The following is a 26764-nucleotide window of genomic DNA, read 5'->3' as shown; positions in this document are numbered from 1 at the left end:
GACTTGGGTCAGATGTGGAGTTCGGGCGGGAAGCCGGTCCAGCGCAGTTCTGTGGGCAGGTGCCGCATGTCGTTGTGGAACAGCACGGAGGACGGTCTGCCGGGCGCGTATCGGATGACCGTCAGGGCTGCGTTGCCGTGGTTGAGGCCCATCCAGCGCCACTCGGGTGCGTCTAGGGCAGCCCGGATCAGCCATCCGATGAGGAAGTTGTGGGTGACGACCAGTTCGTGGCGGGGGCGATCTCCGTCGACCGGACCTGTGAATGCTGTGAGCGCTTCCCGGGCCAGTGCTGGACCGCGGTCGCGCTCCTCGTCGGGAACCTGAGCGAGGAAGCTGAGCATGGCTTCGGCCGCATCCGGCGGCAGCTCCTCCTTCGTTGGCAGGTAGGGGACGTAGTCGCCGGCCAGTTCCGACTGGTGCAGGGGGACGGCGTCAAGCTGTGCGCCGATCAGCCGGGCCGTCTGCCGCGCCCGGGGCAGCGGGCCGTGGTGGATCGCCGAAAGCGGGGTGTTCCGGAGCCGTTCACCGAGCAGAACGGCCTGGCGCCGGCCGCCTTCCGTCAGGGTCGTCTCATCTTCCGACGCTTCACCGTGCCGGGCGAGGTAGAGGTATCGAGTGGCTGCGTTTGTCATGTCCCGGGTTTCCGTCGGCCATCAGTGATCTTGCGTGTCGGGATGGACGCGGACCTCGTTGTGCGTAGTTCCGTGGCGGCAGCGACTTTCTCCGACGGGCAGACGTGAACATGTTGATCAGCGCGACGCGCTCGGGGAATCCGGCCGCTGCCGGCAAGGGTCTCGGCTCGGCGGACGAGCCGGTGGTGGCGGTGGGCGAGGCCGGCCGGAGACGACTGGGACGTCAGCTCACTTGCCCGGAGATCTCCGAGACCGCCCGGTCATCACAGAGACAGGACAGACGCGTCAACTCGGTGCGCACGCACCGGTGTCGGCGTGAGGACACCGTCCCGAGAACGACGCGCAAGCCTGTTAGCAGGGCGCTTGCAAAAGTTAGCGCGAGGTGGCACGGTGTGGTCATGGCATCGCTCAACGTCGGTGGTCTCGGGGAGTATCTGCGCGAACAGCGGCGCAACGCCCAGCTGTCGTTGCGTCAACTCGCGGACGCCGCAGGGGTGTCGAACCCCTACCTGAGCCAGATCGAGCGAGGCCTGCGCAAGCCCAGCGCCGAGGTGCTCCAGCAGGTCGCCAAGGCCCTGCGGATCTCCGCCGAGACTCTCTACGTCCGGGCGGGCATCCTCGACGCCGAACGGGGCAGCGGCACTGCGGACGACGGGACGCACGGTCCGGACACCCGGGCCGTCATCTTCGCCGACCCCGTGCTCACCGAGCGGCAGAAGCAGGCGCTGGTCCAGATCTACGACGCGTTCCGCCACGAGAACGGCGCGGACGACGCGGCGGCAGGCGGACCTCGCCCGGCCGACGGCGGAGACACGCCACCGGCACCACCAGACTTCCAGAAGTAAGCGATCCGGGAAGGACCATCGTCATGGCCATCACCGACGACCTGCGCAAGACCCTCAGCGACCCGACGCCCCTCTACTTCGCCGCCGGCACCGCCGACCTGGCCCTGCGGCAGGCCCGGAAGGTGCCCGCCCTGGTCGAGCAGATCCGGGCGGAGGCCCCGGGCCGGATCGAGGCGGTCAAGGCCACCGACCCCGAGGCCGTGAAGGAGAAGGCCGTGGCCCGGGTGAAGGAGACCACCACGGTCGTCCAGGCCAAGGTCACCGAGGTCGTGTCCGGTCTGGAGCCCGACCTGAAGAAGCTCGGCGAGACCGCGCAGGGCCTGGCCCTGCGCGGCGTGGGCCGGGCGCTGGAGTACGCGGTCAAGGCCCGCGAGACCTACGAGCGGGTCGCCGAGCACGGCGAGCAGGCGGTCCGCGTCTGGCGCGGCGAGGCGGCGGACGGCATCGTCGACGCCGCCGCGGCGGTCGAGCCGCGGGCCTCCAAGCCGGCGTCCGCCGAGACCCCGGTGGCGCAGCCGCCCGCCTCCGCCGTCCCGCAGGACGAGCCGGCGCAGGCGAAGACCGACGCGGAGGCCGGTGAGGCCGGCGCCGCGGAGTCCGCCGGGAAGAAGGCCGCCCCGGCCAGGAAGGCCCCCGCCCGGCGCACGGCGAAGAAGTCCACGCCGCCCGCCGAGTGAGCGTCCCACGCGGCCGGCGCCTCGGCCGTGCGCGGTAAGGCCGGGCGCCCCCGGGGTGCCCGGCCCGCCCGCCGGGTAAGGGTCCACGGACAGCCGTAGGGAGCCACGGGCGGGAGACGAGTACCGTGGCTGACAGGACCTCCCCCAGGACCCGCTTCCGGGCCCGGGCGACCTGAGACTGGTGGTGGACGTTGTGCTGATGCAGGGCTTCAGCAACCTGATGTATCTGCTGAACCTGGCGCTGATCGTGTTCAGCGGGTTCGCGCTGGTGGACGCGGCGATCCGCCGCGAGGACGGCTACCGGGCCGCCGACAAGAAGACCAAGCCGTTCTGGCTGATCATCCTCGGACTCGCCTTCGTGGTGAACCTGATCTTCCCGATCCTGTCGTTCCTGCCGATCATCGGCCTGATCGCGACGATCGTGTACATGGTCGACGTGCGTCCCGCCCTGCGGAACCTCCCGGGCGGCGGGCGCAACCGCACCCGGGGCGGCTCCAGCAGCGACGGCCCCTACGGCCCGTACAACGGCGGCCGCTGACCCCCGCCGTCCGCCGCCCGCCCCACACGCACGCCCACGACGCCGGCCCGGCGTCGTGGGCGTCGTCGGTCGGTGGTCCACCCGGTGGGCGGCGCACCCGGGTGCCGGGTGCAGGGCGCGTCCGCGGACCCTCAGCCGCGCTCGAGGAGCAGGACGGCCACGTCGTCGGTGAGCTCGCCGCCGTTGAGCGAGCGGACCTCCGCCAGCGTCTCGCGCAGCAGGATCTCGCCGCTCAGACCGGCCGCCAGGTGGTGCCGGACCAGGTCCGCCATGCCGTCCTCGCCCAGCCGCTCGCCCTGGCCGCCGCCGTCCCGGCCCTCGATCAGGCCGTCGGTGTACAGCATCAGGCTCCAGGCGTCGCCCAGCCACATCTCGGTGCGCGGCCAGCGCGCGTCCGTCAGCAGACCGAGCGCCGGGCCGTTCTCCTCGTAGGGCAGCAGGTGGGCGCCCTCGCCCGGGCGGGCGATCAGCGGCGGCGGGTGACCCGCCAGGCACACTCCGGCGCTGCGCCCGTCCGGCGCGATGTCCACCTGGCAGAGGGTCGCGAAGGTCTCCTCGCTGTGCCGCTCGTGCTCCAGCACCTTCTGCAGGGTGGCCAGCAGGTCGTCGCCGCTGAGTCCGGCCAGGGTCAGGGCGCGCCAGGCGATGCGCAGCTCCACGCCGAGCGCCGCCTCGTCGGGACCGTGACCGGCCACGTCGCCGATCATCACGTGCACCGCCCCGTCCGGGGTGCGCACCGTGTCGTAGAAGTCGCCGCCCAGCAGGGCGCGCGAGCGGCCCGGCCGGTAGCGGGCCGCGAACCGCAGCAGGGAGCCGTCCAGGATGGGCGTGGGCAGCAGTCCCCGCTCCAGCCGGGCGTTCTCCTGGGCCCGCAGCCGGGACTCGGTCAGCCGCCGCTCCGCCGTGTCGGAACGCTTGCGCTCCACCGCGTAACGGATCGCGCGGCGCAGCAGCCGCCCGTCCAGCTCGTCACGGACCAGGTAGTCCTGGGCGCCGACACGGACCGCCTCGGGTCCGCGCCGCTCGGCGTCGCCCGAGCTGGTGAGGGCCAGCACCGCGTGCCGGGGCGCGATTCGCAGCACGTGCTTGAGCACGGCCAGCTCGTCCTCGGCCGCGCCGTCCTGCGACGGGGCGGTCCGGCCGGGGGCGGGGAGGTCGAGGTCGAGCAGGATGCAGTTCACGTCGTCGGTCAGCAGCCGCTCCGCCTCGGTGAGGTTGCGGGCGGTACGGACCCGCACGGGCCTGCCGTCGGAGCCGAGGAGTTCGGTCACGACGGCGGAGCCGCCCGGGTCGGCCTCGATCAGCAGCAGCGTCAGCTGCGCCGGGGCGGGGGCCTTCTCGGCCGCCGGGGCGCTGGACGCGGGATTGTCCGGCGAGGTGTGCTCCTCGTGGTTCGGGGCGGTGGGGTGCGGGTCGTCCGCCGACGGGTTCGCCGATGCCGCGGAGGGGGCGCCGCCGGCGGGCCCCAGGGGGCGCGGGGCCTCCTGGGCGGGAGCGCCGTACGCCCAGGCGCCTGAGTCCGGCGCCGGATCGCTCTCCACGGGCGGTACCGCCCGGGGACGCGGTATGTGCATCGACATGGGTTCGGTTTCCTTCCCTCCCCCCGAAGTGGCGGGACCGAGAGGGTTCGACGCCCGCCGAGTGGGGACCTTAGCGGCTCACCAGGGCACAACGGAATGCCGGACCGCCTGCGGGAAGCCGGGTCCGGCAGCGTCAAATGCCGCGTTCAGGAGCGCTTTCGGACGAGACGGCGGCCTCGGCGGGGATGACGAACGTCACGCGCCGAGGCCGCCGGCAGGCGGGAAGAGGTGGAATGCGTCACTCCGCTACTCCCGCACCGGAAGGGGGTGTTCCGGTGTGTCAGTCCTTCTTTCCGTCTTTCTGTCCTTCGCCCTTCTGCCCGCCGCTCCGCTGCCCTCCGGCCTGTGCGGCCTCTGTGCTCGGCTGCTTCGGGTCGGGCCGCACGACGCCCAGGATCGGCATGGTGCCCGCGCCGGCCACGGTCACCGAACGGCCGGGGCGCGGGGCGTGGATCATCAGGCCGTCGCCGACGTACATGGCTACGTGGGTGGCGTCGCTGTTGTAGATGATCAGGTCGCCCGGGCGCATCTGCTGGACGGGCACCCGGTGCAGCCGCCGCCACTGCTCCTGCGAGGTCCGCGGGATGCCGTAACCGGCCGCGGCCCACGCCTGCGAGGTCAGGCCCGAGCAGTCGAAGGAGTCGGGGCCCTCGGCGCCCCACACGTACGGCTTGCCCAACTGGCCGGAGGCGTAGGCGATGGCACGGCGGGCCGAGTCGGAGGTGGCGTCGTCGAGACCGGCGAGGATGCCGGAGCCCACCCAGGCGGCCTGGGACCGGCGGTCGGCCTCGGCCTCCAGCTCGGCGAGCCGCTCCCGCTCCTCCTTCTCCAGGCGGGACTCGAGCTCCTCCGCCTGCTTCACCTGCTTCTCGATCTTCTCGCGGGCCTTGTCCTTGGCCTTGCGCTGCTTCTCGAGCTTCTCGTACCGCGTGGAGGCTTCCCGCTCCAGCTTCTTGAGGTCTTCCTTGGTCTCCGTGAGGTCCGCGAGCACGCCCTTGGCGGCCTTCTCGCCCTCCCGCACGCGCCGGGCGCCGTCGAGGAAGTCCTCGGGGTCGTCGCTCAGCCAGAGCCGGGCCTCCGGGGGCAGCCCGGCTCCCCGGTACTGGGCGCGGGCGGCGGCCCCGGCCCGCTGACGCAGGTCGTCCAGCCGCTGCTGGACGTCGTAGATCTGGTCGGTGATCCCGGCGATCTCCCGGGACTGCTCCTTCGCCTTCTCCTCGGCCGCGTTGTACGCGTCGGTGGCGCGGGCCGCCTCGCGGTAGAGGGCGTCGAGCTGCTCGCGGACCGCCTCGAGTTGCGCGGTGCTGGCGGGAACGGGCGCGGGGTCGTTCGCCGCACTCGCGGCGGCCGGCACATGGGTGCCCGCGTATGCCACGCCCGGCGCGCCCACCGCGGTGATCGCGCAGACCAGCGCCACGGCCGCGACGATCAGCCCGCGGCGGCTCGGGCCGCGTCCGCCTCTTCCTCTGCCTGCTGCCATGGGTCGCCTCCCACCTGTCTTACCGTCGGTAACATCACTCGTCCCTGGGGGATGCTGCCATGCCGCACGGGCAAAGCGACAGAGGTCGTGCCGAGCCGGCCGGAGTCGGACATGCCGGCCGCCGCCTCGGCCGGCCCCCGGCCGCCCTCGGTCGCGACCGCCTTTCCCTTCTCGGGCGGACGCGCGTGACGATCCCTCAGGTGGTGTGACGAACAGTGCGAAGCGATCGTTCCCGGGGTGCGGGTCCGTTCGGGTGACGTTCCGTCAGGGGGAGCGGCGAGGGGCGGTGGCGCCGGCCGGGACCGCCGTGGCGGCGGCCCGGGCCGGACGTGAAGCGGCGTCACTCCGCCCAGGGCAGGACGATCCTGTCCTCGCCGCCGGGCAGCATCGCCCTGCCGCCGGCCGGCATGGCGACCAGCGCCTGGGCCGGTCCGCCCACCGCCGTGACCTGCCGCACCGAACCGGCGGGCAGCAGCACGGCCTGACCGGCCTTCGCCCGCTCCACGGCGCCCTCGATCTCCACCTGGAACTCGCCCGACAGCGGCATCCAGACCTGCTCGCGGTCGATCAGGTGCACCGGCGTCGCCGCCCCCTCGCCCAGCTCCACCCGCCAGGTGCTGAGCTCCTTGCTCCCCTGGCTCGGAGCCGCCAGCGCGAACATCGCCCCCGCGCCCGTCCTGGTCGTCCGCTGCTCGGTCTCGTCGATCACCGTCATGGAGTACCCCCTCGTGTCTGCGCGTCCGACGGACGCCGTCGTATGTAAAGCCCCTTTACTCACACCTTGAGTAAAGAAGCTTTACATACCTGTGTCAAGATGAATCGATGGAGACCACGCACGACCCGCTGGAGCGGACCGAGCTCACCTTCCTGCTCGGCATGGCGTTCCAGCTGGTCCTCACCGAGTTCGTGAGCCGGCTCGACGGCGCGGGCTACGACGACCTGCGCCCGATGCACGGCCTGGTCTTCCAGGCGCTGCGCGGTGCCGGCGCGACCAGCAGCGAGCTCGCCGAGACGCTCGGGGTCACCAAGCAGGCCGCCGGGCAGATCGTCGACGACCTGGAGAAGCGCGGCTACGTCGAACGCCGCCCGCACCCCGCGGGCGGCCGCCGCAAGCTGGTCGTCCTCACCGCCCGGGCGCAGGAGCACCTCGCGGTGGCGGGCCGGACCCTGCACGGACTCGAGGCCGAACTGGCCGCGCGGCTCCAGAAGTCGGGCCTGCGGCTCCCGCGCGCCGAACTCGCCGCCCTGGTGCGCGTCATGGCGGGCGACTCCCCGCCGCCGCTGCGCCCCCTGTGGTGAGCTGACCCCCGCCCCGGGGCTGCACACGAGGTGACCCGGCCCTCGCAGGGCGGGGCCGACGCCTGCGCGGGGCAGCGCGAAGCCCCCCGCCCGCCGGATCGGCGGACGGGGGGCCGGTGCGCAACGGCGGTCAGGGCGACGTCGGTGACGGCGGCCCCCGCCGCTAGCGCACGGAGAAGCCGAACCAGGCGTCGGTGTAGGCCGCGCCGACGTCCTTGGCGCCGAACGCGTACGCGTTCTTCGTGGACAGGCCGGCCGAGCCGCCACGCAGCAGCCAGACCGCGCCGTTCTCGCTGTTCTCGGCGGTCGTGCCGACGGCGAGGTCGCGGTAGCCGTTGCCGTTCATGTCCAGGAGCGCGGTGGAGACGCCGAACATGTCGCCGGCCTCGCCGACGCCGGGGATCCCGGCGGTGTCCTGGTTGACGGCCTTGGCCCCCGCGCCGGTGACGCCCGCGGCGCTGCCGGGCACCAGGACGACGGCGCCCGCGTCCTCGATCGTGCCGATGTCCTCGCCCGCGACGCCGAGCGCGATGTCGCCGTATCCGTCACCGGTCATGTCGGCGACCGAGACGGAGGAACCGAAGAGGTCGCCCTCCTCCTGGGCGCCGGGGATGCCGGGGGAGTCCTGGTCGAGGAGCACGGTCTTCGCCTCGGAGAGGCCGGTGGCCGAGCCGTAGGAGATCCGCACCTTGTCGGACCAGTCCTCGGCGCCGACCACGACATCGTCGTAGCCGTCGCCGTTGATGTCGCCGATGCCGGTACCGGCCGGGGTGCTCTGGGCCGAGTCGCCGGGCACCCAGCCGCGCTTGAAGCCGGTGGCGCCGCCACCCAGCAGCAGGCGGTTGCCCCAGGTGCCGTCACCGGTGTAGCGCCACTGGACGATGTCGTCGCGGCCGTCGCCGTTGACGTCGCCGACCTGGCCGGTCCTGATCGGACCGGTGATCGAGGCGGGACCGTCCTCGCAGGTGCCGGCGGGGTTGCAGGACATGTCCTCCTCCCCGTACCCCCACCACAGCGACTTGTCGAGGAGCGGCAGCACGGCCGCCGGGGCGCCGGCCCGGGTGACCGGGCCCTTCCACAGGGTCGCCGGGGCGCCCGCGGGGTCGTCGCCCCTGACCTCCTGCTGGGAGAACAGCGCCAGGTCGGCCTTGTGGTCGCCGTCGAAGTCGCCGATCTGCGGGGCGGCCCCGTACCCGGCGACCGCCGTGCCGCCGGTGAGCCCGGAGGTCGAGCCCCACAGGATCACCGACCCGGCGGTACCGCCGCCGATGATCAGGTCGCCGAAGCCGTCGCCGTCCAGGTCGCCCTTGGCGAAGGTGGAGCCGAAGCGCTGGCCGGCGGTGGCCGCGCCGGGGACGCCGCTGGTGGAGCGGCTCACGATCTTCTTCTTCGCGGTGTCGACGCCGGCGGACGACCCGTACATCACCGCGACGTAGCCGGCGCGGGCCGCGCCGGAGACGGTCGCGTTCGGCGCCCCGACGACGAGGTCGGCGTAGCCGTCGCGGTTGAAGTCGTCCTGGACCCCCACGGAGGGGGCGGGGGCGGCGTGGGCCGTCGCCGTGGTCAGCGACCAAGCGCCCAGGCCGCCGGCCAGCAGCGCCGCGGCGGCAAGGGGAGCGCCCAGTCGCGTGGAACGGGCGCCGCCTCGTGCTCGAGACATGGAGATGCCTTTCGGGTCGGTCGGTCGACGCGGGGCGCGAGACGCGCCGCGCGTTCAACCAGTCCGACACCGGTGGGCCCCGCCCGGTTGTACGCCTGAATGTCACGGTGCTGTCCCCGAACCGCAACCGCCCCGCACTCTTCGGCCAAGCTCCATAGGTGAGCCCTGGACCTGCACGGGATCCTAAACTGAGGGCTGACTAGACCACGGAGCCTCGGGACAACTGCCAAATGTGTCTTTCCAGGCCCCCGAGGTTCACCGCTATTTCGGGGCATGCATTGAGCGTTTTCAGCGCGGCCACCGATTGGGTGATGGCCTCGGTGACCGCAACGGACAGGGCTCCCGTGCCGTTGGGTGAGGTGTTCGAAGTCTCAACCTGCCGGTCCAGGAGCCCTGTTGGTTCCCTATCCTGCCGCACTCGACCTGCCTCATGCGCTGGTCGAGTGGGTCACGATGCTCATCGTCACCCGTGAGGGTGACCGACGCTGCAAGCTCCGCCCGCACCAGCGGGCCCTCGTCGCTCTCGCCTACCTGCGCAAGCACGACACCCTCGCCCAGATCGCCGCAGGGTTCGGCATATCCGTCGGCACGGCCCACGCCTACACCACCACGGTCGTGCGACTCCTCGCGGACCGGGCGCCGGGACTGCTCAAGCCCCTGCGCGAGCACGACCCCGAGTACGTGCTCCTGGACGGCACCCTCAGCGAGTGCGGCCGCCTGGGCGACGGACGCACCGACTACTCCCACAAGCATCGACGCCACGGCGTGAACGTGCAGGTCGTCACCGACCCCGAAGGCCGGCTGCTGTGGATCTCACCGGCACTGCCGGGCCGAGCCCACGACCTGACCGCCGCCCGCACCCACCGCATCATCCGGATCTGCGAACGCCAAGGCGTCCCGATCGTCGCCGACCGCGCCTACATCGGCGCCGGCTCCTGGGTCACCACCGCCATCCGCCGCCCGCCCAACAGAGAACTCACGCCAACCGAACGGACGCTGAACCGCGCACTCGCCCACGCCCGCGCTCCCGTCGAACGAGGCGTCGCCCGACTGAAGTCCTGGCGGATCTTCCGCCGCAGTCGCTGCAGCCCGAACCGCATGACGGTCATCGCTGCCGCGGTCCTCACCCTGGAGAGGCAACGCTGAAAACACTCATTGACACGCCTCCGGGCGATCCGTGTCCGTCTCATTTGAAGCGCTTTGACGCGGCAAGCGCCTCGTTGGTCTTCATTTTACGCAGATCTTCGCCATCGCGGACGTAATATTCGTCATCGAAGCTTGAAAGATCTGATTGCGCGGGAATCCTAATGATCACGTATGACCGCCCGGAGTAGGTGACGGTATCCACGTTAGCCAAGACAGCGCTCTTCAGCGGCTCGCTCACGGCGGAACCCTGAATGGCTCCCAAGATTTTACGCGTGTAATCGCTAAGGTGAAGCCCTAGAACTCGGCATTCACGGTCTACACCAACAAGTAGTTGACGTCCCATGCGAAGGGCAACGACGGAATCAAGCTGTTCAACTCGTTCAGCATCCTTATCGGTATCTGCTACGCCGAATACAACGTATCCATCCGCTTCGGGACCGACATTGGCGATGGCTGAGATGATTTTTGGCAGCTTTTCGAGAAATGTTTGGTTTATTTCGCGCCTACCGTACAGCGACGCTATTCCCTGCTTGAATTCGTAACGCGCACTTTCTATTGGCGCTCGTCTGATGATGTTAGGAAACTCAATCTCCATGGCGGGGCCGTGAGTGAGAGCTGGTCGCGGTGCCCTGGCGAAGTGCTTCTCTAGGAGGCCACGAACAATATCGATGTTCTCCTGGCGTTGCTGCTCGGTAGTTGTATTTCTACTAGGGGTCAGTTTAGCAGATACTTTTCGAATAGCGGCAAATGCCGCTTTGGGGTCGGCGAGTTGCTTCTGCTGCCTGACCATGAGGTCATAGAACGCCATAAATATTGCATAGAAGGGCGTTTTGGCGGAAGTGAAGCTACTAGTGCTGACGTGCGACCTGAAGGCTCCGCTGACCCCCGGTCGCTCGGACTCGACCATGGTTTTCATGGCGCCGAGTACATCCTTGACGTCGTTAGCCAGGGTCTCGGTGCCGTAAGCGTTTAGATCGATTGCGAGCGAGTAGCTCTCAGGCGTAGTCGGGTCAAAGTATTTATCGAGCACATCAGAACTGACGCTAAAGGTGTTACCCCGCACGACTGAAATGCAAATATCTGCCAGAAGTTGTTCATCTTCACTTTGCTGGAGTTGGCGCGGATTCAGAACCCCCAAACTGCACCAAAAGGTCTCCTCTGCTGCAATTCCATACCCTAGTCTTTCGCGTGCAGAATCGATTGAAACAACTGGCATCTTAGTAAGTGGAAGTACGTCGGGTGAGCCATCGTATCTGAAGTCGGAGGCGAGTCTCCTTACCATTCGAACAAAGTCGCTGACGACACCTGCCTGTCGTTTTTCTTGGGCGCTGAGTTGGCGGCCGCCTGAGTTAATGCGCCGGAACACTTCGGTGACTTGCGTGTCCTCTTTCGAGTCGAAGATGGTTACCGCGAGCTGATAGTCGAGCAAGTCGGCGCATTTGCGCGCTGGAAGGAGAGCAGGATCTCCCGGTTCGGCTTCGAATGCGCCAGCCTCGGCAAACTGCCGAGCTCGCGAGAATTCCGCAAGATCGAAGAAGTGCTTTTCTTCGCCGGCCGGAATGGCATACTTGTGTTCAATGTAGCCAAAGATTGCGTCCAGTCTCTGCATGCCGTCAATGATCTCGAAGTCGCCGTCCACAGTTTCAGCGAAAAGAAACAGCGGGATCGGAAATCCCTTTAGGATGCTGTCAATCAAATGGACCTTCTCGTCCACTCCCCAGACGAGTTTTCTTTGGTAGTTCCGATTCACGATAAGCTTCTCGCCTCTGTAAAGGCTGTATGCCTCTTGAATTGACATGCCTCGGGGAGTAATGGACATTTGCGAACCTCCTGTTGATCACGCTTGGTGGCGTGTTGGGTGTTACACCTACCTAATTGCGCATCAAGCAAGTGACGGATGTTTGATATTGTCGGAATTTGTGCACTCTGTCTCCGGCGTCCAGTTGCCCGACCCCTGTGAGCGAGGCATGGGACGCCAGTAGCCCTGCAGCCGGGGGGGCCGTTGTACCCCCGTGCCTAACAGTCGTTAACGGACACGAATAGCTGTGACTGCCGTCTTGGAAGGCGGATGTGCTCCCGATCGTCGAGGCAGGAGGGCGGGATGTGACGACCCGTCCCACGAGGTGGTGCTCGTCGACTGCGGGCCCGTGAGACGGATGTGATCCGAGCCGTGCGAAAGGTGACCGGGCTGAGTTTGTGGCACAGCCGGGTGCTGGCACGCCGAGTGCCCGTCACCCTCCTTGAGGGGGTGTCCGCGCACAGGGCCCGGCCCGCCGTCGCCGTGCTCCGGAGGGCCGGCGCCGGGGTGGAGTGGAGACAGGAGTCGGAGCCCGGAGAGCGCAACGCTCCTCTGCCTTGACGGCCCGGAGACGCCCCGAGGCAGCGAAAAGCCCCCTGCCTTGCGGGAAAGCCGCAGGCAGGGGGCTTACGCGCGTCCGGTTACTTCTTCTTGCCCTGGTTCTTCACGGCCTCGATGGCGGCCTTGGCGGCATCCGGGTCGAGGTAGGTGCCGTGCGGGACGACGGGCTTGAACTCGGCGTCGAGTTCGTAGGCGAGGGGGATGCCGGTGGGGATGTTGAGGCCGGCGATGTCGGCGTCGGAGATGCCGTCGAGGTGCTTCACCAGCGCGCGCAGCGAGTTGCCGTGGGCGGCGACCAGGACGGTGCGGCCGGTCAGCAGGTCGGGGACGATGCTGTCGTACCAGTACGGCATCATCCGGTGGACGACGTCCTTCAGGCACTCCGTCTGCGGGCGCAGCTCCGGCGGGATCGTCGCGTAGCGGGCGTCGTCGTACTGCGACCACTCGGCGTCGGCCTCGAGGACCGGCGGCGGGGTGTCGTAGGAGCGGCGCCACTGCATGAACTGCTCCTCGCCGAACTGCTCGAGGATCTCCGCCTTGTTCTTGCCCTGCAGGGCGCCGTAGTGGCGCTCGTTCAGGCGCCAGCTGCGGTGGACGGGGATCCAGTGCCGGTCGGCGGAGGTCAGGGAGAGCTGGGCGGTGCGGATGGCACGCTTCTGGAGGGACGTGTGCACGACGTCGGGGAGGAGCCCGGCGTCCTTCATCAGCTCGCCGCCGCGGATCGCCTCCTTCTCGCCCTTGTCGGTCAGGTCCACGTCCACCCAGCCGGTGAACAGGTTCTTGGCGTTCCACTCGCTCTCGCCGTGGCGGAGGAGGATCAGCTTGTACGGTGCGTCGGCCATGGCACCCAGCGTAATCGGAGCGCGGCGGGGGTCGCGCGGGCGTCCAGTATTCGGTGGCTCCCGCCCGACGTGCGGAAGTAACATGCACTGTCCGTCTGCGCCGCTTACGGCAGTCCTGTGGAGGCCGCCTTGTCCGTCGTCTCGCCGAGACGTGCCCTGAGGGAGACCGTCTCCGGTCTCCCGTCGGCCTTCTGGTGGCTGTGGGTCAGCACCCTGGTCAACCGCCTGGGCGCCTTCGTGGCCACCTTCCTGGCGCTCTACCTGACGCTGGAGCGCGGTTACTCCGCCTCCTACACGGGTCTGGTGGCCGCGCTGCACGGGCTCGGCGGAGTGATCTCCTCGGTCGGCGCGGGGGTGATGACCGATCGCCTCGGCCGCCGGTCCACCATGCTGATCGCGCAGCTGTCCACGGCGGCGTCGGTGGCGCTGCTCGGCTTCGTCAGCGACCCGGTGAGCATCGCGGCCGTCGCGTTCCTGGTCGGCATGGCGTCGAACGCCTCGCGGCCGGCGGTGCAGGCGATGATGGCGGACATCGTGCGGCCCGAGGACCGGGTGCGGGCCTACTCGCTCAACTACTGGGCCATCAACCTCGGCTTCGCCGTCTCCGCGGCGGGCGCCGGGTTCGTCGCGCAGGTCAGCTACCGGGCGGGCTTCCTCGTCGAGGCGATGATGACGCTGGCCTGCGCCGTGGTGGTGTTCGTGAAGCTGCCCGAGTCGCGGCCCGATCCCTCCCTCGACGCTGCGGCGGCCGACGGCAAGGGCGGCGGGCCGCGGGTGGGGCTCGGCACGGTGCTGCGCGACGGGCGGTTCATGTCGCTCGTCGGGCTGTCGTTCGTGGTCGCGCTGATCTTCCAGCAGGGGTACGTGGGCCTGCCCGTCGCGATGGGCAGGCAGGGGTTCAGCCCGGCGGAGTACGGCCTGGCCATCGCGGTCAACGGCGTGCTGATCGTCGCCGCGCAGCTGCCGGTCACCCGGCTCATCCAGCACCGCGACCCGCGCCGGCTGCTGGCGGTCGCCGCGCTGCTGGCGGGCTACGGGTTCGCGCTGACCGCCTTCGCCGGGACGCTGGGGACGCTGGTGCTCACCGTGTGCGTGTGGACCTTCGCCGAGATGCTGAACGCGCCGACGCAGTCCAGCCTGGTGGTCCGGCTCTCGCCGGTGGAGGGGCGCGGGCGGTACCAGGGGATCTACACGATGTCCTGGTCGCTGGCGGCACTCGTCGCCCCGCTGGCCGCGGGCGTGGTGATCGACGGGTACGGCGCGAACTGGCTGTGGGGCGGCTGCGCGGTGCTGGGCACGGTGGCGGCGGCCGGGTACGTGCTGCTGACGCGGAACCTGCCGCCGGAGGCGGAGGTCACCGTTCCGGTCGGCGGCCTGCCGAAGCCGGTGACCGAGGCCGCCTGACCCGCGCCGCCTGGCGGGGCGGCCTGACCCGCGCCGCCTGGCCGGGGTGGCCTGATCCGCGCCGCTTGGCCGGGGTGGCCTGATCCGCGCCGCTTGGCCGGGGTGGCCTGATCCGTGCTGCCTGCCCGGGGCCGCCTGACCCGCGCTGCCTGCCCGAGGCGGCCTGATCCGCGCCGCCTGCCCGGGGCGGACGTGCCGGAGCCGCCCGAGGGCGGTCACCGCGGCCGCCCGCTCAGGTGCCGTGCAGCATGGCCTCGGCGATCTCCCGGACCCGCGCGAGGGTGATGCCCTCGCGCTGCTCCACCGCCAGCGGATGGTCGGTCGGCTCCAGTTCGACGTACGGCCGGCGGCCCACCTCACGGGTGTGGACGTTGGTGCGGAGGTTGAGGGTGGTGGGGGAGTAGAGGGGCAGCGAGGTGTTCAGCCAGCCGAAGTACGGTGGCTCCGCCTCCCGCCCGGGGGTCTCCCACAACTCGTCCGAGCGCCGGAAGTTCTGGGCGCTGAGCGAGACCCAGACACCCCACTCGAAGACCTCGCCCGTGGGCACGGCGCTGTCGCGCACGGGGATCTCGATCAGGCCCTTCACGAAGAAGTGCTCGCCCTTGATCACGCACTGGTCGGGGGAGAGCACACTGTCCTCGCGCTCGGCGTAGCGCTGATCCCAGACGTCGGGCGCCTCGGTGGAGTAACCCATGGGGAGGCCTGCGTGGTGCTCGCCGCACTGCGAGCAGACGAAGCCGGGTTCCTCGTGTGTCATGACCCGAGAGTAATGGCCCCCTCGGACGGCCACCGCCGAACCGCCGGACCCGCCGCGCCCCGGCGTCCCCTCGCCGCCCGCCACCCGTGACGTTCCGTTCCGCGCGCCGCGCCCCCGTGGCACCCTGTCAGCGAGTCCAGGAGGTCCGCATGTCCCTTACGTCGTCCGGTGACCGTCTCCGTGTCCGTCCCGCCCGTGCCGACGAGGCGCCCGCGCTGAGCGAGCTGGCGCTGCGCTCCAAGGGGCACTGGGGGTACGACGCCGCCTTCCTCACCGCCTGCCGTGACGAACTGACGCTGAAGCCCGAGGACCTGACGCCGGGCAACGCGACCGTCGCGGAGGACGGGACCGGGCGGGTGCTGGGCTTCGTGCTGATCGACGGGGCGCCGCCCCGGGGCCGGCTCGACATGCTCTTCGTCGACCCGTCCGCCATCGGATCGGGCGTCGGCCGACGGCTGTACGCGGAAGGGCTGGCCACCGCCCGCCGCCTCGGGATGCGCAGCCTCGCCATCGACGCCGACCCGAACGCCGAGCCGTTCTACCGGGCGATGGGCGCCCGCGTCGTCGGCACGGTTCCGTCGGGGTCGGTCGCGGGCCGGGTGCTGCCCCTGATGGAGGCGGACGTCCCGCGCGACGATGCGCCACACGCCTCCGCCGTCCCCGCCGGCTCCCTGCCCCGGTGAGCGTCGCCGGCCTCCGGGCGCCGGCCATGGCGGGGCCGAGCGACCCGCCCCTGCGCCCGCTGCCGCCCGGCGTCGCGGAACTGCTGACCGCCCTGGACTGCCCGCCGCGGCTGGCGGCGCACCTGCGCGCCGTGCACGACGTCGCGCACACGCTGGTGGACGGGACCGAGCGGCGGCTGCCCGCCGGGTCGCTCGACCGCGAGGCGGTGCTCTTCGGCGCGGCGACCCACGACGTCGGCAAGACGCTGCACCGGGCCGAGCTGTCCGGCCCGGGCTCGGCCCACGAGGACGCCGGGCAGGCGCTGCTGCTCGCCCGGGGCGTCGACCCCGCGCTGGCCCGGTTCGCCGCCACCCACGCCTCGTGGACGGCGGCGGACGTCGCTCTGGAGGACCTGCTGGTGTCGCTCGCCGACAAGGCGTGGAAGAACAAGCGGGTGCCTGATCTGGAGGACCTGGTCGTGGCCCGGCCGGCGGCGGCGAGCAGCCGGGCGGCCTGGGAGGAGTTCGGCGACCTCGACGACCTGCTCACCGAGCTCGGCGAGGACGCCGACCGCCGCCTGGCGTTCCAGGCGTCGTTCCCGGTCGACGGCTGACGCGACCGACGAGTCGACGGCTGACGAGACCGTCGAGTCGACGGCTGACGAGACCGGCGAAGGGGGAGCCGGGAGGCGCCTGCCGACCGGCGCCCCGCGGGTCACTCCTTGTCGAGCAGGTGCGCGAAGGCGTCCAGGTTGCGGGTGGACTCGCCGCGGGAGACCCGCCAGGCGTACTCCTTGCGGATCGAGGACGCGAACCCCATCTCCAGCAGCGTGTTGAAGGCGCCGTCGGCGGCCTCCAGGACCTGGCCGAGGAGGCGGTCGATCCCGTCCGCGGTGACCGAGGCCAGCGGCAGGCGGGCCGTGACGTACACGTCGCCGTGCGGGTCCACCGCGTAGGAGACGCCGTACAGCTTGAGGTTGCGCTCCAGCAGCCAGCGGTGGACGCCCGCCTCGTTCTCGTCCGGGTGGCGGATGACGAAGGCGTTCAGCGAGAGGGAGTGCCGGCCGGCGATCAGCGAGACCGTGGTGGAGAGCTTCCGCGTCCCGGGCAGCTTCACGACGTAGTTGCCGGGCTCCGGGGACTCCCACTCCAGCTCGGCGTCCCGCAGGAACGCCTCGATCACCTCGCGTGCGTCAGCCATGGGCCGAGCGTACGCGACGGCGGTGGGTGTGCAGGGCGGCCGAGTACACCTCGGTGGTCGCCGCGGCGGCCCGGTCCCAGCCGAACTCCTGGGCGTGCCGAGCGGCACGCTCACCGAGGCGGGCGGTCAGCGCCGGCTCGTCGGCGAAGCGCCGCAGCACCGCCGCGTAGTCGGCGGGGTCGTGGCCGCGCACCAGGAAGCCGGTCCCGCCGTCGCGCACCGCGACCGGAAGGCCGCCCACCGCGGCGGCCAGCACCGGCGTGCCGGTGGCCTGCGCCTCGATGGCGACCAGGCCGAACGACTCGCTGTAGGAGGGCATCACCAGCACCGACGCCGCCCGGAACCAGTCCGCGAGCCGGTCCTGCCCCACCGGCGGGTGGAAGCGCACCACGTCGTTCAGGCCGAGGCGCGACGACAGCTTCTGCAGCCGTTCCGGCTTGGCGAGGCCGCTGCCGCTGGGGCCGCCGACCACCGGCACCACCAGCCGCGAGCGCAGGTCGGGGCGCTGCTCCAGCAGCACCGCCACCGCGCGCAGCAGCACGTCGGGCGCCTTCAACGGCTGTATCCGCCCGGCGAAGAGGGGGATCAGGGCGTCCTGCGGCAGGCCCAGGCGGGCGCGGGCGGCGGCCCGGCCGTCGGCCGGGCGGAAGCGGTCCAGGTTGACGCCGGGGTGCACGATCTCGACCTTCGCGGGGTCTGCCTCGTAGTGGCGGACCAGGTCGGCGGCCTCGTCGGCGGTGTTGGCGATCAGCCGGTCGGCGGCGTTCACGATCTGCGTCTCGCCGATCACGCGGGCCGGCGGCTCGGGCGTGTCGCCCTGGGCGAGCGAGGCGTTCTTCACCTTGGCCATGGTGTGCATGGCGTGCACCAGCGGCACGCCCCAGCGCTGGGCGGCCAGCCAGCCGACGTGCCCGGAGAGCCAGTAGTGGGAGTGGACCAGGTCGTAGTGGCCGGGGCGGTGGCCCGCCCAGGCCTGCATCACGCCGTGGGTGAAGGCGCACAGCTGGGCCGGCAGGTCCTCCTTGGCCAGGCCCTCGTACGGGCCCGCGTCCACGTGCCGCACCAGCACGCCGGGTGCCAGCTCCACGGCCGGCGGCAGGGAGGCGGAGGTGGCGCGGGTGAAGACCTCCACCTCGACGCCCTGCGCGGCGAGGCGGCGGGCGAGCTCGACGATGTACACGTTCATCCCGCCCGCGTCGCCCGTGCCGGGCTGGTGCAGCGGGGAGGTGTGGACGGAGAGCATGGCGACGCGGCGCGCTCGGCGTGGTACGCCCGGCAGCCTCAGCCGCGGCGGCGACGCCGGGGAGAGACGCCCGAGCCTGGTGACGTACTGGCTCACGTGGCAGTCCTCCAGGTGTGTCGGGCAGGGGTGACGGGTGGGGACGCGGCCTCGACCCCTCCAGAGGCGAGAACACCGGCGGGACGCCCGCCATTTCGGCTTTGCCAAAACGTTACGCCGTGTGGCCGGGAGATGAACGGCGCGTTCCGGCCCCACCAGCGCTTTCGTACCCTCGTAGACATGACTCCCCGCGCGACGACCCGCCCCGTGGGAACGGTGACGCGCGGGACGACCAACCCCAACCGGCTCCGCCGCATGGACCGCTGGATCGCGGCCGTGCACGGGGCCGAGCTGCGGCGCGCGCAGGGCCCCGTCGCCGTCGACCTGGGCTACGGCGCGGCGCCGTGGACCGCGGTCGAACTGCTCGGCCGGCTGCGGACCGCCGCACCCCGCACCCGGGTGGTCGGCATCGAGATCGACCCGGCCCGGGTCGCGGCCGCCCGCCCCTACGAGCGGGAGGGGCTGGAGTTCCGGCACGGGGGCTTCGAGGTGCCGCTGCCCGCGCCGCCGCAACTGATCAGGGCCGCCAACGTGCTGCGCCAGTACGACGAGGACCAGGTCGCCCAGGTCTGGTCACGGCTGTGCGCCCGCCTCGCCGCTGCGGGCCCGCACGGCTCGCGGGGCGGGCTGCTGGTGGAGGGCACCTGCGACGAGATCGGACGCCGCCACGTGTGGGTCGCCCTCGGCCCCGAGGGCCCGCGGACGGTCACCTTCGCGGCCCGGCTGGCCTCCCTGGACCGCCCGTCGGACCTGGCGGAACGCCTCCCGAAGGCCCTGATCCACCGGAACGTGCCGGGAGAGCCGGTGCACGCGTTCCTCCGTGACTTCGACCGCGCCTGGGCGGCCGCGGCGCCGTACGCCTCCTACGGGGCCCGCCAGCGGTGGATCCGCGCGGTGCGGGACCTGACCGCGGACTGGCCGGTGACGGACGGGCCCGCGCGGTGGCGCCAGGGCGAGATCACGGTGGCCTGGGAGGCGCTCGCCCCGCGCGGCGGCTGACCTCCGGACGCCGGTCCGGGCGTCGGAGGGACAGCGGCGCCGCGGGGGCGAGGGCGTCGGACGGACAGCGGGACCGCGGGGGCACGCGCGTCAGACGGACAGCGGGACCGCGTGGATCTCGTCCGCCCTGTGCCCGGCGCGCTCGTGCACGCGCTGCACGGCCTCGGCCGAGGGGCCGCTGGACAGGCAGTACACCGTGCCGGAGTCCGGGTCGGCCCAGGCTCCCTCGAAGTGCACGTCCTCGGCCTTCTCCAGGGCGAGGTCGGCCGCGTGGGCCTCCTCGAGCTCGGGTCCGGTGATGCCGGTCATGTTCCGGTGGACATCCATGAAGCGGGCCATGGCTGCGCACCTTCTTCCTGTCGAGTGCGTCCGGTTCCCCTCTCCCCATCGTCCGCCTCCGCCGGGGTCACGACAAACGGCGGGACGGCGGCGTGCGGTAAGAGCACGGACGGCTGGGACCACGGACGGACGCCGGGCCCGCACGGAGGTGCGCGGGCCCGGCGTCCGGGTGTCTCGTGGCGTCAGCCGCACTGACAGGGGCCGCCGGACTGGCAGCCGCAGCCGCAGCCGGAGCCGCAGCCGCAGGCCGCCAGCAGTGGCAGCGCGCGTGGGGCCGGCGCCTCCTCGGTGTCGGCGGCGCGGGTCGGGTCGTCGTCCGTACGGGGGGCCTCGGGCATCTCGGTCCATCCCTCCAGTGGCGTCCAGCAGGACCGTCCAACGGTGTCGCCCCATTGCACCGCCGCGGCGCACGGCGCATCAACGGCGCACGGATGCGCCGGGGCGGGCCGGGCGCGGAACGGGCCCGCCCGGTGGCGGCCGCGGCCGGCCCGCGCCCGGCCCCCGTTACGCGCCGCCCTCCGCCGGAAGGTCGCCCGGGTGCTCACCGGTCACCAGGAACACCACCCGCCGCGCCGCGGACACCGCGTGGTCGGCGAACCGCTCGTAGTAGCGGCCCAGCAGGGTCACGTCGACCGCCGTCTCGATGCCGTGCTGCCACTTGTCGTCCATCAGGTGCTGGAACAGGGCGCGGTGCAGGGTGTCCATGGCGTCGTCGTCCTGCTCCAGCTGGAGCGCCAGCCGGACGTCCTCGGTGGCCAGCACCTGGGCGGTCTTCGCCATCAGCCGCTGGGCGAGCTGTCCCATCTCCAGGACGGTGGCGTGCAGGTCGGAGGGGACCGCCTTCTGCGGGTAGCGCAGCCGCGCCAGCTTGGCCACGTGCTTGGCCAGGTCGCCGGACCGCTCCAGGTCGGCGGAGATCCGCAGCGAGGTCACCACCCTCCGCAGGTCGGTGGCCACCGGCTGCTGGCGGGCCAGCAGGGCGATGGCCCGGGCCTCCAGGTCGTGCTGGGTCTCGTCGACCGCGCGGTCCGACTCGATCACCCGCTCAGCGAGCGACAGGTCGGCGTCGAGTATCGACGCGGTCGCCCGCCCCATCGCCGAGCCGACCGTACGGGCCATCTCCGCCAGGTCCTCGCCGATCGAGTCGAGTTCCTCGTGGTACGCGTCACGCATCCGTGCTTCCTTTCCGATGACGAACGGTCCCGGGCGGATCCCGGGGTGCCCCGGGCGGGCCGGACTCGAAGGTGGTGCCAGGTGCCGTCCGTCCGTCCTTCCCGCCCGGCGTCCGGTGAAGCCACTGTCGCCCGCCGCCCCTGCCGTACCGGTCCCCTCCGGTGAACCGACACGGACCGGAAGGTGAACTCTGGGCGACCAGTGCGCCAGGTCTCCCTCCGGAGGCTGCGGAGCACCCCCCGCCCCCGCCTAACCTGGAGGCATGGACGTAGACGCGGCGGTCGCCGCAGCGGCGGCGATAGCCGGTGTGCTCACCGGCGTGGTCGCCATGCTGGCGTTCCGCTGGAGCGAGAGCGACCTGGAACGCCCCTCCCGCGCAGCCGACCGGGCCGAGGCCGCGCTGCCCCGCGGGGTGGACACCGTGCTGTCGGTGCTCCGCTCCTCGGCGGTGGTGCTCGACGAGGCCGACGCGGTGGTGAAGGCCAGCTCCGCCGCCTACGCGCTGGGTCTGGTCCGCGGCGGCCGGCTCGCCGTCGAGCCGATGCTCCAGATGGCCCGGGACACCCGCCGGGACGGCGAGATACGCCAGGTCGAACTGGAACTCCCCCGGCGCGGCGCCGGCCGGGCGGAACCGCTGGCGGTGTCCGCCCGGGTGGCCCCGCTGGGGTCGCGCCTGGTCATGCTGCTGGTGGAGGACCTCACCGAGGCCCGCCGGATCGAGGCGGTGCGGCGTGACTTCGTCGCCAACGTGTCGCACGAGCTGAAGACCCCGGTGGGAGCGCTCTCCCTGCTGTCGGAGGCCGTGATGGACGCCTCCGACGACCCCGAGGCGGTCGAGCGGTTCGCCGGCCGGATGCAGATCGAGGCCACCCGCCTGACCAACCTGGTGCAGGAGCTGATCGACCTCTCCCGCATCCAGAACGACGACCCGCTGGAGTACGCCGAGCCGGTCAGGGTCGAGGCGCTCGTCGACGAGGCGATGGACCGCTGCCGCCAGCAGGCCGGCTCCAAGCACATCACCATGGCCGCGGCCGGCGCCGAGGGACTGTACGTCTGGGGCAACCGCGGCCAGCTCGTCGGCGCCCTGGGCAACCTCGTGGAGAACGCCGTCAACTACTCCCCGGCCCAGACCAAGGTCGGCATCGCGGTCCGCCGGGTCGCCGACGCGAGCGGCGACATGGTCGAGATCGCCGTCACCGACCAGGGCATCGGGATCTCCGACCGGGACCGGGACCGCATCTTCGAGCGCTTCTACCGGGTCGACCCGGCCCGCTCCCGGGCCACCGGCGGCACGGGCCTTGGCCTGGCGATCGTCAAGCACGTGGTCGCCTCGCACGGCGGCGAGGTCACCGTGTGGAGCACCGAGGGCCAGGGCTCCACCTTCACCGTCCGGCTGCCCGAGGCCGCCGCCGCACGCGACCGCGGCCGCCGCGACGGTTCCACCCTCGACCCCGGCCGGCTCACCCCCGGCCCGCCCGCCGCCGCCCCGCCCGCCACCGGCGCGCAGGGCGCCGACCGGTTCACCGCGGGCCCGCAGGCCGGTGCCGCGCCGGCCGCTCCCACCGCCACCGGGTCCACCGCCGTGCCCGCCGCTTCGCCCGATCCGCTTCCCGCTCCCGCTCCCGCTCCGGAGGTCCGCCCGTGACCCGTGTGCTCGTCGTCGAGGACGAGGAGTCCTTCTCCGACGTCCTGTCGTACATGCTCCGCAAGGAGGGCTTCGAGGTCGCCGTCGCGGCGACCGGCCCCGACGGCCTCGACGAGTTCGAGCGCAACGGAGCGGATCTGGTCCTGCTGGACCTGATGCTGCCCGGGCTGCCGGGCACCGAGGTCTGCCGTCAGCTGCGCAACCGCTCCAACGTCCCGGTGATCATGGTCACCGCCAAGGACAGCGAGATCGACAAGGTCGTCGGCCTGGAGATAGGCGCGGACGACTACGTCACCAAGCCGTTCTCCTCGCGCGAGCTGGTCGCCCGCATCCGCGCCGTGCTGCGCAGACGCGGGGAGCCCGAGGAGGCCACCCCCGCCGCGCTGGAGGCGGGCCCGGTCCGCATGGACGTCGACCGTCACGTGGTGACCGTGGACGGCGCGAAGGTGGACCTCCCGCTCAAGGAGTTCGACCTGCTGGAGATGCTGCTGCGCAACGCGGGCCGGGTGCTGACCCGCATGCAGCTGATCGACCGGGTCTGGGGCGCCGACTACGTGGGCGACACCAAGACCCTGGACGTCCACGTCAAGCGGCTGCGCGCCAAGATCGAGCCGGACCCGGGTGCGCCCAGGTACCTGGTCACGGTCCGCGGCCTCGGCTACAAGTTCGAGCCGTAGACCGGCCCGCCCCCGGACAGCGGAAAGGGGCGGCTCCCCCCGGGGGGAGCCGCCCCTTTCGCGTGCCGTGCGGGTGTCAGTGACCGGCGCCGGACGCCGACTGCTCGGCGGACGGCTCGGCCTCGCCCTGGGACGCGTCGAGGTCCCCGGGCTCGGAGGCCGAGGCGGACGCGGAGGAGGACGGCTCGCCCGAGGGACCGGCCGCGCTCGGAACGGCCGAGGGGCCCCAGTCCGCGAACTGGTTCTCGGCCGGGAGCACCAGGGCGTCCAGGGAGACGTTCCCGGTCTCGCTGAAGGCGAAGGTCACGCGCTGGACGTCGCCGTCGCGGACCGCCTCACGGCCGCCGGGGATCGTGGCGACGGCGGCGGCGTTCTTGCCGCCGATCACCACCCGGCCGCCCGCCGGGACCTTCACCTGGCTGCCCTTGTCGGCCTTGAGGTCCACGGTCGGGCCACCGGGCAGGGTGATGGAGTCGAGCGTCTGGTCGGTCTGCCCGTCGTTGAAGACGGTCGCCATCACGGCGGCCGGGCCGGTGGCCTCCGGGTCGGACTGGGTGAGGACGGCGACGTTCTGGACCTTGATGTGGCCGACGGTGACGTCCGCGAGGTCCGGCTTGATCTGGAGGGTCTCGGCGTGGTTGCCGGCGCCGCAGGCGGCGAGCGAGGCGATCGAGAACGCGATGGCGGCGGCGGCGAGGGCGCCGCGTCGAAGGCTGCTGCTCACGGCGGCGGCAACTCCTTGAACGTGGGCGGAGCGGGACGGCGCGGACGCCGCTCCCCTGGGTCTGTGTAGCGCACCAAGATTACCGAGCCCGTTGTTCCCGGCCGCACCCGACCCACCCTGTGCGAACAGCACATGCACACGGCGTGATCCCGCCCTTCGCGCACACAGGAACTTCACCGGTCCGCTTGACGTTCATCACAACGCGATGTTCTTCCGGTCGCGGAAGCGGCGCCGAACCCCCGCCGCACGTCCCGGAAACACCGCTCCCCGGTTCAGCATTCGCATAACTGCGGGGCGTTATTTCCGCAGGCCCAAATGGCGTCCGTGAAAATCGATCAGGTGGTCACTCGGCCGGCCGGTGATCAATTCCGGATAGCCCCGGGGAGCTCGGCGGGAGGCGCCCGGTCCGCTCGAACGGAGTAGCGGAGATCGTTCACTTGGAATCGGACATTCTGGGGCGTAACGTCGTTGTCGCGAGGCCGCGAAGGGGTGTAACGTCCGCGTTTCGCACGGCCGTGATCCCCCCTCCGACCTGCGAATACCCCCTTCCGTTCCCCTTCCGAAGCATGTACCCGCAGGAGTTGTCAAGCCCCGAGATATGCCCTGACCTGCGAAAACGCCATTCAGAACACGCCCAATCCGTGTTACCCTGGATAGCCACGGAAGGGGTACCTGTCACATGACGTTCAAGGTTGGCGACACCGTGGTCTATCCCCATCACGGGGCCGCGCTGATCGAGGCCATCGAAACTCGCCAGATCAAAGGCGTGGACAAGACCTACTTGGTGCTGAAGGTCGCTCAGGGCGATCTGACGGTGCGTGTGCCCGCGGACAATGCGGAGTTCGTAGGCGTGCGCGACGTGGTCGGTCAGGATGGGCTGGACCGGGTCTTCGAGGTGCTGCGCGCGCCGTACGCCGAGGAGCCCACGAACTGGTCGCGCCGTTACAAGGCAAACCTGGAGAAGCTGGCCTCCGGCGATGTCATCAAGGTCGCCGAGGTCGTCCGCGACCTGTGGCGTCGCGAGCGCGAGCGCGGCCTGTCCGCCGGTGAGAAGCGCATGCTCGCCAAGGCCCGCCAGATCCTGGTGAGCGAACTGGCTCTCGCGGAGAACACCAACGAGGACAAGGCCGAGGCCCTGCTCGACGAGGTGCTCGCCTCCTGATGTTCCCCCGGTCGTGCCGGAGCGGTTACGCCGAGCGCGACCGGACGTAGGACACTTGCTGCCGTGGTGCCCGATGATGCGAAAGCATTGCCGGGCGCCGCGGCATGTCCGTACCCGGAAGTGGTCCGTACCGGCCGGGTGTCACGGAAGGGCCCGGTCGGCGGCGGAGCATCCGGTTCGCCAAGCCCATACCCATCCGGGTGGAGCACACAAACCTGACAGGAACCGATGTCCGACGCAGCTTTCCCCCGAGAAGAGCGCCCCTCCCCTTCCGCGGCCCACGCCGCCGTCGTGATCCCGGCCGCCGGCCGCGGCGTACGCCTGGGCCCCGGCGCCCCCAAGGCGCTGCGCACGCTCGGGGGCACCCCGATGCTGATCCACGCGGTGCGCGCGATGGCGGCGTCCCGTCATGTCTCCCTGGTCGTGCTGGTGGCGCCGCCCGAGGGCGTCGCCGAGGTGCGGTCGCTGCTCGACTCCCACTCCCTGCCCGAGCGGACCGACTTCCTGGTCGTGCCGGGCGGTGCGACCCGGCAGGAGTCCGTGCGGCTCGGCCTCCAGGCCCTGCCCGCCGGCTCCGAGGTGGTCCTGGTCCACGACGCGGCCAGGCCGCTGGTCCCGGTGGAGACCGTGGACGCGGTGATCGAGGCGGTCCGCGACGGCGCCGTCGCCGTGGTGCCCGCGCTGCCGCTGGCCGACACCGTCAAGGAGGTCGAGCCGGCCGAGGTGACCGGGACGCCCGAGCCCGTGGTCGCCACCCCGGTGCGGGCCCGGCTGCGCGCCGTGCAGACCCCGCAGGGCTTCGACCGCGCCGTGCTGACCCGCGCGCACCAGGAGGTCGAGGGCGAGGTGACCGATGACGCGAGCATGGTCGAGCGGCTCGGCCTCGGCGTCGTCACGGTGCCCGGGCACGAGGAGGCGTTCAAGGTGACCCGCCCGCTGGACCTGGTCCTGGCCGAGGCGGTCCTGGCCCGCAGGAGGCGCAACGATGGCTTCTGACCAGGCCGTTCCCCGGCAGGACCTGCCCTACCCGCTGCCCCGGGTGGGCATCGGCACCGACATCCACGCCTTCGAGGAGGGCCGCGAACTGTGGTGCGCGGGCCTGCTCTGGGAGGGCGAGGGCCCCGGGCTCGCCGGGCACTCCGACGCCGACGTGGTCGCGCACGCCGCCTGCAACGCGCTCTTCTCCGCCGCCGGGCTCGGTGACCTCGGGCAGCACTTCGGCACCTCCCGCCCCGAGTGGTCCGGCGCCTCCGGCGTCACGCTGCTCACCGAGGCGGCCCGCATCGTGCGCGAGGCGGGCTTCGTGATCGGCAACGTCGCCGTGCAGGTCGTCGGCCCCCGCCCCAAGATCGGCAAACGGCGCGAGGAGGCGCAGAAGATCCTCTCCGCGGCGGCGGGCGCGCCGGTCTCCGTCTCCGGCGCGACCACCGACGGACTCGGCTTCCCCGGCAGGGACGAGGGCCTGACGGCGGTGGCCACCGCCCTGGTCGTGGAGGCCCCCGCGGTGGGGCCCCCCGTGGGGCGCACCCCCCGGGGGCGGGTGTTTAGCAGTGGGGGGGTGGCAGGGGCGCACCCCCCCGACAAGTGAGGGGTGTAGAAGTGTATTATAAAAAAAAGAAGAGGC

The 26764-nt window shown here is 71.5% G+C and carries 28 protein-coding genes and 1 pseudogene; 15 read left to right on the top strand and 14 right to left on the bottom strand.

Annotated elements, in window-relative coordinates; genetic code table 11:
* Positions 1-8: 8 nt before the first annotated feature.
* Positions 9-632 (bottom strand): histidine phosphatase family protein, encoded by a 624-nt coding sequence (locus ACFRAV_RS11255; protein WP_382553813.1) that lies wholly within the window; start codon positions 630-632, stop codon positions 9-11.
* Between the two features lie 398 nt (positions 633-1030).
* Here ACFRAV_RS11255 and ACFRAV_RS11250 point away from each other — a divergent pair, with 398 nt between their 5' ends.
* The 3 genes from ACFRAV_RS11250 to ACFRAV_RS11240 all read left to right on the top strand — a co-directional run bounded on the left by ACFRAV_RS11250 (position 1031) and on the right by ACFRAV_RS11240 (position 2692).
* The gene (locus tag ACFRAV_RS11250; RefSeq protein WP_382553811.1) at positions 1031-1477 is read left to right on the top strand and encodes a helix-turn-helix domain-containing protein; all 447 of its coding nucleotides are present in this window, start codon (positions 1031-1033) and stop codon (positions 1475-1477) included.
* A gap of 23 nt (positions 1478-1500) precedes the next feature.
* Positions 1501-2154 carry a hypothetical protein gene (locus ACFRAV_RS11245; RefSeq protein WP_382553807.1) on the top strand — a complete coding sequence of 218 codons (654 nt, stop codon included), beginning with the start codon at positions 1501-1503 and terminating at the stop codon, positions 2152-2154.
* Positions 2155-2335: 181 nt separating this feature from the next.
* The gene (locus ACFRAV_RS11240; RefSeq protein ID WP_351112907.1) at positions 2336-2692 is read left to right on the top strand and encodes a DUF2516 family protein; all 357 of its coding nucleotides are present in this window, start codon (positions 2336-2338) and stop codon (positions 2690-2692) included.
* Positions 2693-2823: 131 nt separating this feature from the next.
* On the opposite strand, the gene ACFRAV_RS11235 is transcribed toward ACFRAV_RS11240, so the two are convergent.
* The 3 genes from ACFRAV_RS11235 to ACFRAV_RS11225 all read right to left on the bottom strand — a co-directional run bounded on the left by ACFRAV_RS11235 (position 2824) and on the right by ACFRAV_RS11225 (position 6467).
* Positions 2824-4272 carry a PP2C family protein-serine/threonine phosphatase gene (locus tag ACFRAV_RS11235; protein ID WP_382553805.1) on the bottom strand — a complete coding sequence of 483 codons (1449 nt, stop codon included), beginning with the start codon at positions 4270-4272 and terminating at the stop codon, positions 2824-2826.
* 280 nt (positions 4273-4552) lie between these two features.
* Positions 4553-5752: an NlpC/P60 family protein gene (locus ACFRAV_RS11230; RefSeq protein WP_382553804.1), complete on the bottom strand. Its 1200-nt coding sequence runs from the start codon at positions 5750-5752 to the stop codon at positions 4553-4555.
* A 340-nt stretch (positions 5753-6092) separates the two neighbouring features.
* Positions 6093-6467 (bottom strand): cupin domain-containing protein, encoded by a 375-nt coding sequence (locus ACFRAV_RS11225; RefSeq protein WP_382553802.1) that lies wholly within the window; start codon positions 6465-6467, stop codon positions 6093-6095.
* A gap of 107 nt (positions 6468-6574) precedes the next feature.
* Here ACFRAV_RS11225 and ACFRAV_RS11220 point away from each other — a divergent pair, with 107 nt between their 5' ends.
* Positions 6575-7051: a MarR family winged helix-turn-helix transcriptional regulator gene (locus ACFRAV_RS11220; RefSeq protein ID WP_382553799.1), complete on the top strand. Its 477-nt coding sequence runs from the start codon at positions 6575-6577 to the stop codon at positions 7049-7051.
* A gap of 163 nt (positions 7052-7214) precedes the next feature.
* Here the strand turns inward: ACFRAV_RS11220 and ACFRAV_RS11215 are convergent, their stop codons facing one another.
* Positions 7215-8711, bottom strand: coding sequence for an FG-GAP-like repeat-containing protein (locus ACFRAV_RS11215; RefSeq protein ID WP_382553797.1), 1497 nt, complete (start codon positions 8709-8711; stop codon positions 7215-7217).
* Positions 8712-9107: 396 nt separating this feature from the next.
* Here ACFRAV_RS11215 and ACFRAV_RS11210 point away from each other — a divergent pair, with 396 nt between their 5' ends.
* Complete coding sequence (locus ACFRAV_RS11210) at positions 9108-9857, top strand: transposase family protein (RefSeq protein WP_382553796.1); 750 nt, start codon at positions 9108-9110, stop codon at positions 9855-9857.
* Between the two features lie 40 nt (positions 9858-9897).
* Here the strand turns inward: ACFRAV_RS11210 and ACFRAV_RS11205 are convergent, their stop codons facing one another.
* Positions 9898-11676, bottom strand: coding sequence for a DUF262 domain-containing protein (locus ACFRAV_RS11205; RefSeq protein WP_382553794.1), 1779 nt, complete (start codon positions 11674-11676; stop codon positions 9898-9900).
* Positions 11677-12015: 339 nt separating this feature from the next.
* On the opposite strand from ACFRAV_RS11205, the gene ACFRAV_RS11200 reads away from it, so the two are divergent.
* Positions 12016-12216, top strand: coding sequence for a ribosomal protein L7/L12 (locus ACFRAV_RS11200; RefSeq protein WP_382553792.1), 201 nt, complete (start codon positions 12016-12018; stop codon positions 12214-12216).
* Between the two features lie 80 nt (positions 12217-12296).
* Here the strand turns inward: ACFRAV_RS11200 and ACFRAV_RS11195 are convergent, their stop codons facing one another.
* Positions 12297-13058 carry a phosphoglyceromutase gene (locus ACFRAV_RS11195; RefSeq protein WP_382553790.1) on the bottom strand — a complete coding sequence of 254 codons (762 nt, stop codon included), beginning with the start codon at positions 13056-13058 and terminating at the stop codon, positions 12297-12299.
* Positions 13059-13187: 129 nt separating this feature from the next.
* On the opposite strand from ACFRAV_RS11195, the gene ACFRAV_RS11190 reads away from it, so the two are divergent.
* A complete protein-coding gene (locus tag ACFRAV_RS11190; protein ID WP_382553787.1) occupies positions 13188-14462 on the top strand; it encodes an MDR family MFS transporter in 1275 nt (424 codons plus the stop codon).
* A gap of 232 nt (positions 14463-14694) precedes the next feature.
* On the opposite strand, the gene ACFRAV_RS11185 is transcribed toward ACFRAV_RS11190, so the two are convergent.
* Positions 14695-15156: a DUF2199 domain-containing protein gene (locus ACFRAV_RS11185; RefSeq protein ID WP_382553876.1), complete on the bottom strand. Its 462-nt coding sequence runs from the start codon at positions 15154-15156 to the stop codon at positions 14695-14697.
* Between the two features lie 212 nt (positions 15157-15368).
* Between ACFRAV_RS11185 and ACFRAV_RS11180 the strand changes: the two genes are divergently transcribed.
* The gene (locus tag ACFRAV_RS11180; protein WP_382553786.1) at positions 15369-15902 is read left to right on the top strand and encodes a GNAT family N-acetyltransferase; all 534 of its coding nucleotides are present in this window, start codon (positions 15369-15371) and stop codon (positions 15900-15902) included.
* A 26-nt stretch (positions 15903-15928) separates the two neighbouring features.
* Complete coding sequence (locus tag ACFRAV_RS11175; protein ID WP_382553873.1) at positions 15929-16495, top strand: HD domain-containing protein; 567 nt, start codon at positions 15929-15931, stop codon at positions 16493-16495.
* Between the two features lie 101 nt (positions 16496-16596).
* Here the strand turns inward: ACFRAV_RS11175 and ACFRAV_RS11170 are convergent, their stop codons facing one another.
* Both ACFRAV_RS11170 and mshA read right to left on the bottom strand, forming a co-directional pair.
* Entirely contained in the window at positions 16597-17082 is a 486-nt protein-coding gene (locus ACFRAV_RS11170) for a YbjN domain-containing protein (protein WP_351112931.1), read from the bottom strand.
* Complete coding sequence (mshA, locus tag ACFRAV_RS11165) at positions 17075-18421, bottom strand: D-inositol-3-phosphate glycosyltransferase (RefSeq protein ID WP_382553784.1); 1347 nt, start codon at positions 18419-18421, stop codon at positions 17075-17077. Before mshA ends, ACFRAV_RS11170 begins: the two co-directional genes overlap by 8 nt.
* A 180-nt stretch (positions 18422-18601) precedes the next feature.
* On the opposite strand from mshA, the gene ACFRAV_RS11160 reads away from it, so the two are divergent.
* Complete coding sequence (locus tag ACFRAV_RS11160; RefSeq protein ID WP_382553781.1) at positions 18602-19420, top strand: class I SAM-dependent methyltransferase; 819 nt, start codon at positions 18602-18604, stop codon at positions 19418-19420.
* A gap of 90 nt (positions 19421-19510) precedes the next feature.
* Here ACFRAV_RS11160 and ACFRAV_RS11155 read toward each other — a convergent pair whose 3' ends face one another.
* The 3 genes from ACFRAV_RS11155 to phoU all read right to left on the bottom strand — a co-directional run bounded on the left by ACFRAV_RS11155 (position 19511) and on the right by phoU (position 20932).
* Entirely contained in the window at positions 19511-19759 is a 249-nt protein-coding gene (locus ACFRAV_RS11155) for an SCO4226 family nickel-binding protein (RefSeq protein WP_382553780.1), read from the bottom strand.
* Between the two features lie 182 nt (positions 19760-19941).
* Positions 19942-20097, bottom strand: coding sequence for a hypothetical protein (locus ACFRAV_RS11150; protein WP_351112939.1), 156 nt, complete (start codon positions 20095-20097; stop codon positions 19942-19944).
* 166 nt (positions 20098-20263) lie between these two features.
* Positions 20264-20932 (bottom strand): phosphate signaling complex protein PhoU, encoded by a 669-nt coding sequence (gene phoU, locus ACFRAV_RS11145; RefSeq protein WP_382553778.1) that lies wholly within the window; start codon positions 20930-20932, stop codon positions 20264-20266.
* 262 nt (positions 20933-21194) lie between these two features.
* Between phoU and ACFRAV_RS11140 the strand changes: the two genes are divergently transcribed.
* Together ACFRAV_RS11140 and ACFRAV_RS11135 are read left to right on the top strand one after the other, a co-directional pair.
* Positions 21195-22577 (top strand): sensor histidine kinase, encoded by a 1383-nt coding sequence (locus ACFRAV_RS11140; protein ID WP_382553776.1) that lies wholly within the window; start codon positions 21195-21197, stop codon positions 22575-22577.
* Positions 22574-23254 carry a response regulator transcription factor gene (locus ACFRAV_RS11135; protein WP_108951838.1) on the top strand — a complete coding sequence of 227 codons (681 nt, stop codon included), beginning with the start codon at positions 22574-22576 and terminating at the stop codon, positions 23252-23254. The genes ACFRAV_RS11140 and ACFRAV_RS11135 overlap by 4 nt, the downstream gene beginning before the upstream one ends.
* Before the next feature lie 76 nt (positions 23255-23330).
* On the opposite strand, the gene ACFRAV_RS11130 is transcribed toward ACFRAV_RS11135, so the two are convergent.
* A complete protein-coding gene (locus ACFRAV_RS11130; RefSeq protein ID WP_382553774.1) occupies positions 23331-23978 on the bottom strand; it encodes a DUF461 domain-containing protein in 648 nt (215 codons plus the stop codon).
* Positions 23979-24657: 679 nt separating this feature from the next.
* Here ACFRAV_RS11130 and ACFRAV_RS11125 point away from each other — a divergent pair.
* The 3 genes and pseudogenes from ACFRAV_RS11125 to ispF form a co-directional block, all read left to right on the top strand.
* Entirely contained in the window at positions 24658-25140 is a 483-nt protein-coding gene (locus tag ACFRAV_RS11125; RefSeq protein ID WP_003953493.1) for a CarD family transcriptional regulator, read from the top strand.
* A 228-nt stretch (positions 25141-25368) separates the two neighbouring features.
* A complete protein-coding gene (gene ispD, locus ACFRAV_RS11120) occupies positions 25369-26136 on the top strand; it encodes a 2-C-methyl-D-erythritol 4-phosphate cytidylyltransferase (protein WP_382553772.1) in 768 nt (255 codons plus the stop codon).
* Positions 26126-26635 (top strand): annotated as a pseudogene (ispF, locus tag ACFRAV_RS11115) (2-C-methyl-D-erythritol 2,4-cyclodiphosphate synthase); the annotation flags it as partial. The gene ispD and the pseudogene ispF, both read left to right, overlap by 11 nt.
* Positions 26636-26764 lie beyond the last annotated feature (129 nt).

Source organism: Streptomyces sp. NPDC056600, from assembly GCF_042792855.1.
GTDB lineage: Bacteria > Actinomycetota > Actinomycetes > Streptomycetales > Streptomycetaceae > Streptomyces.
Note: the sequence above shows the minus strand (reverse complement) of the source record. Positions and strands in the feature narration are given on the sequence as shown.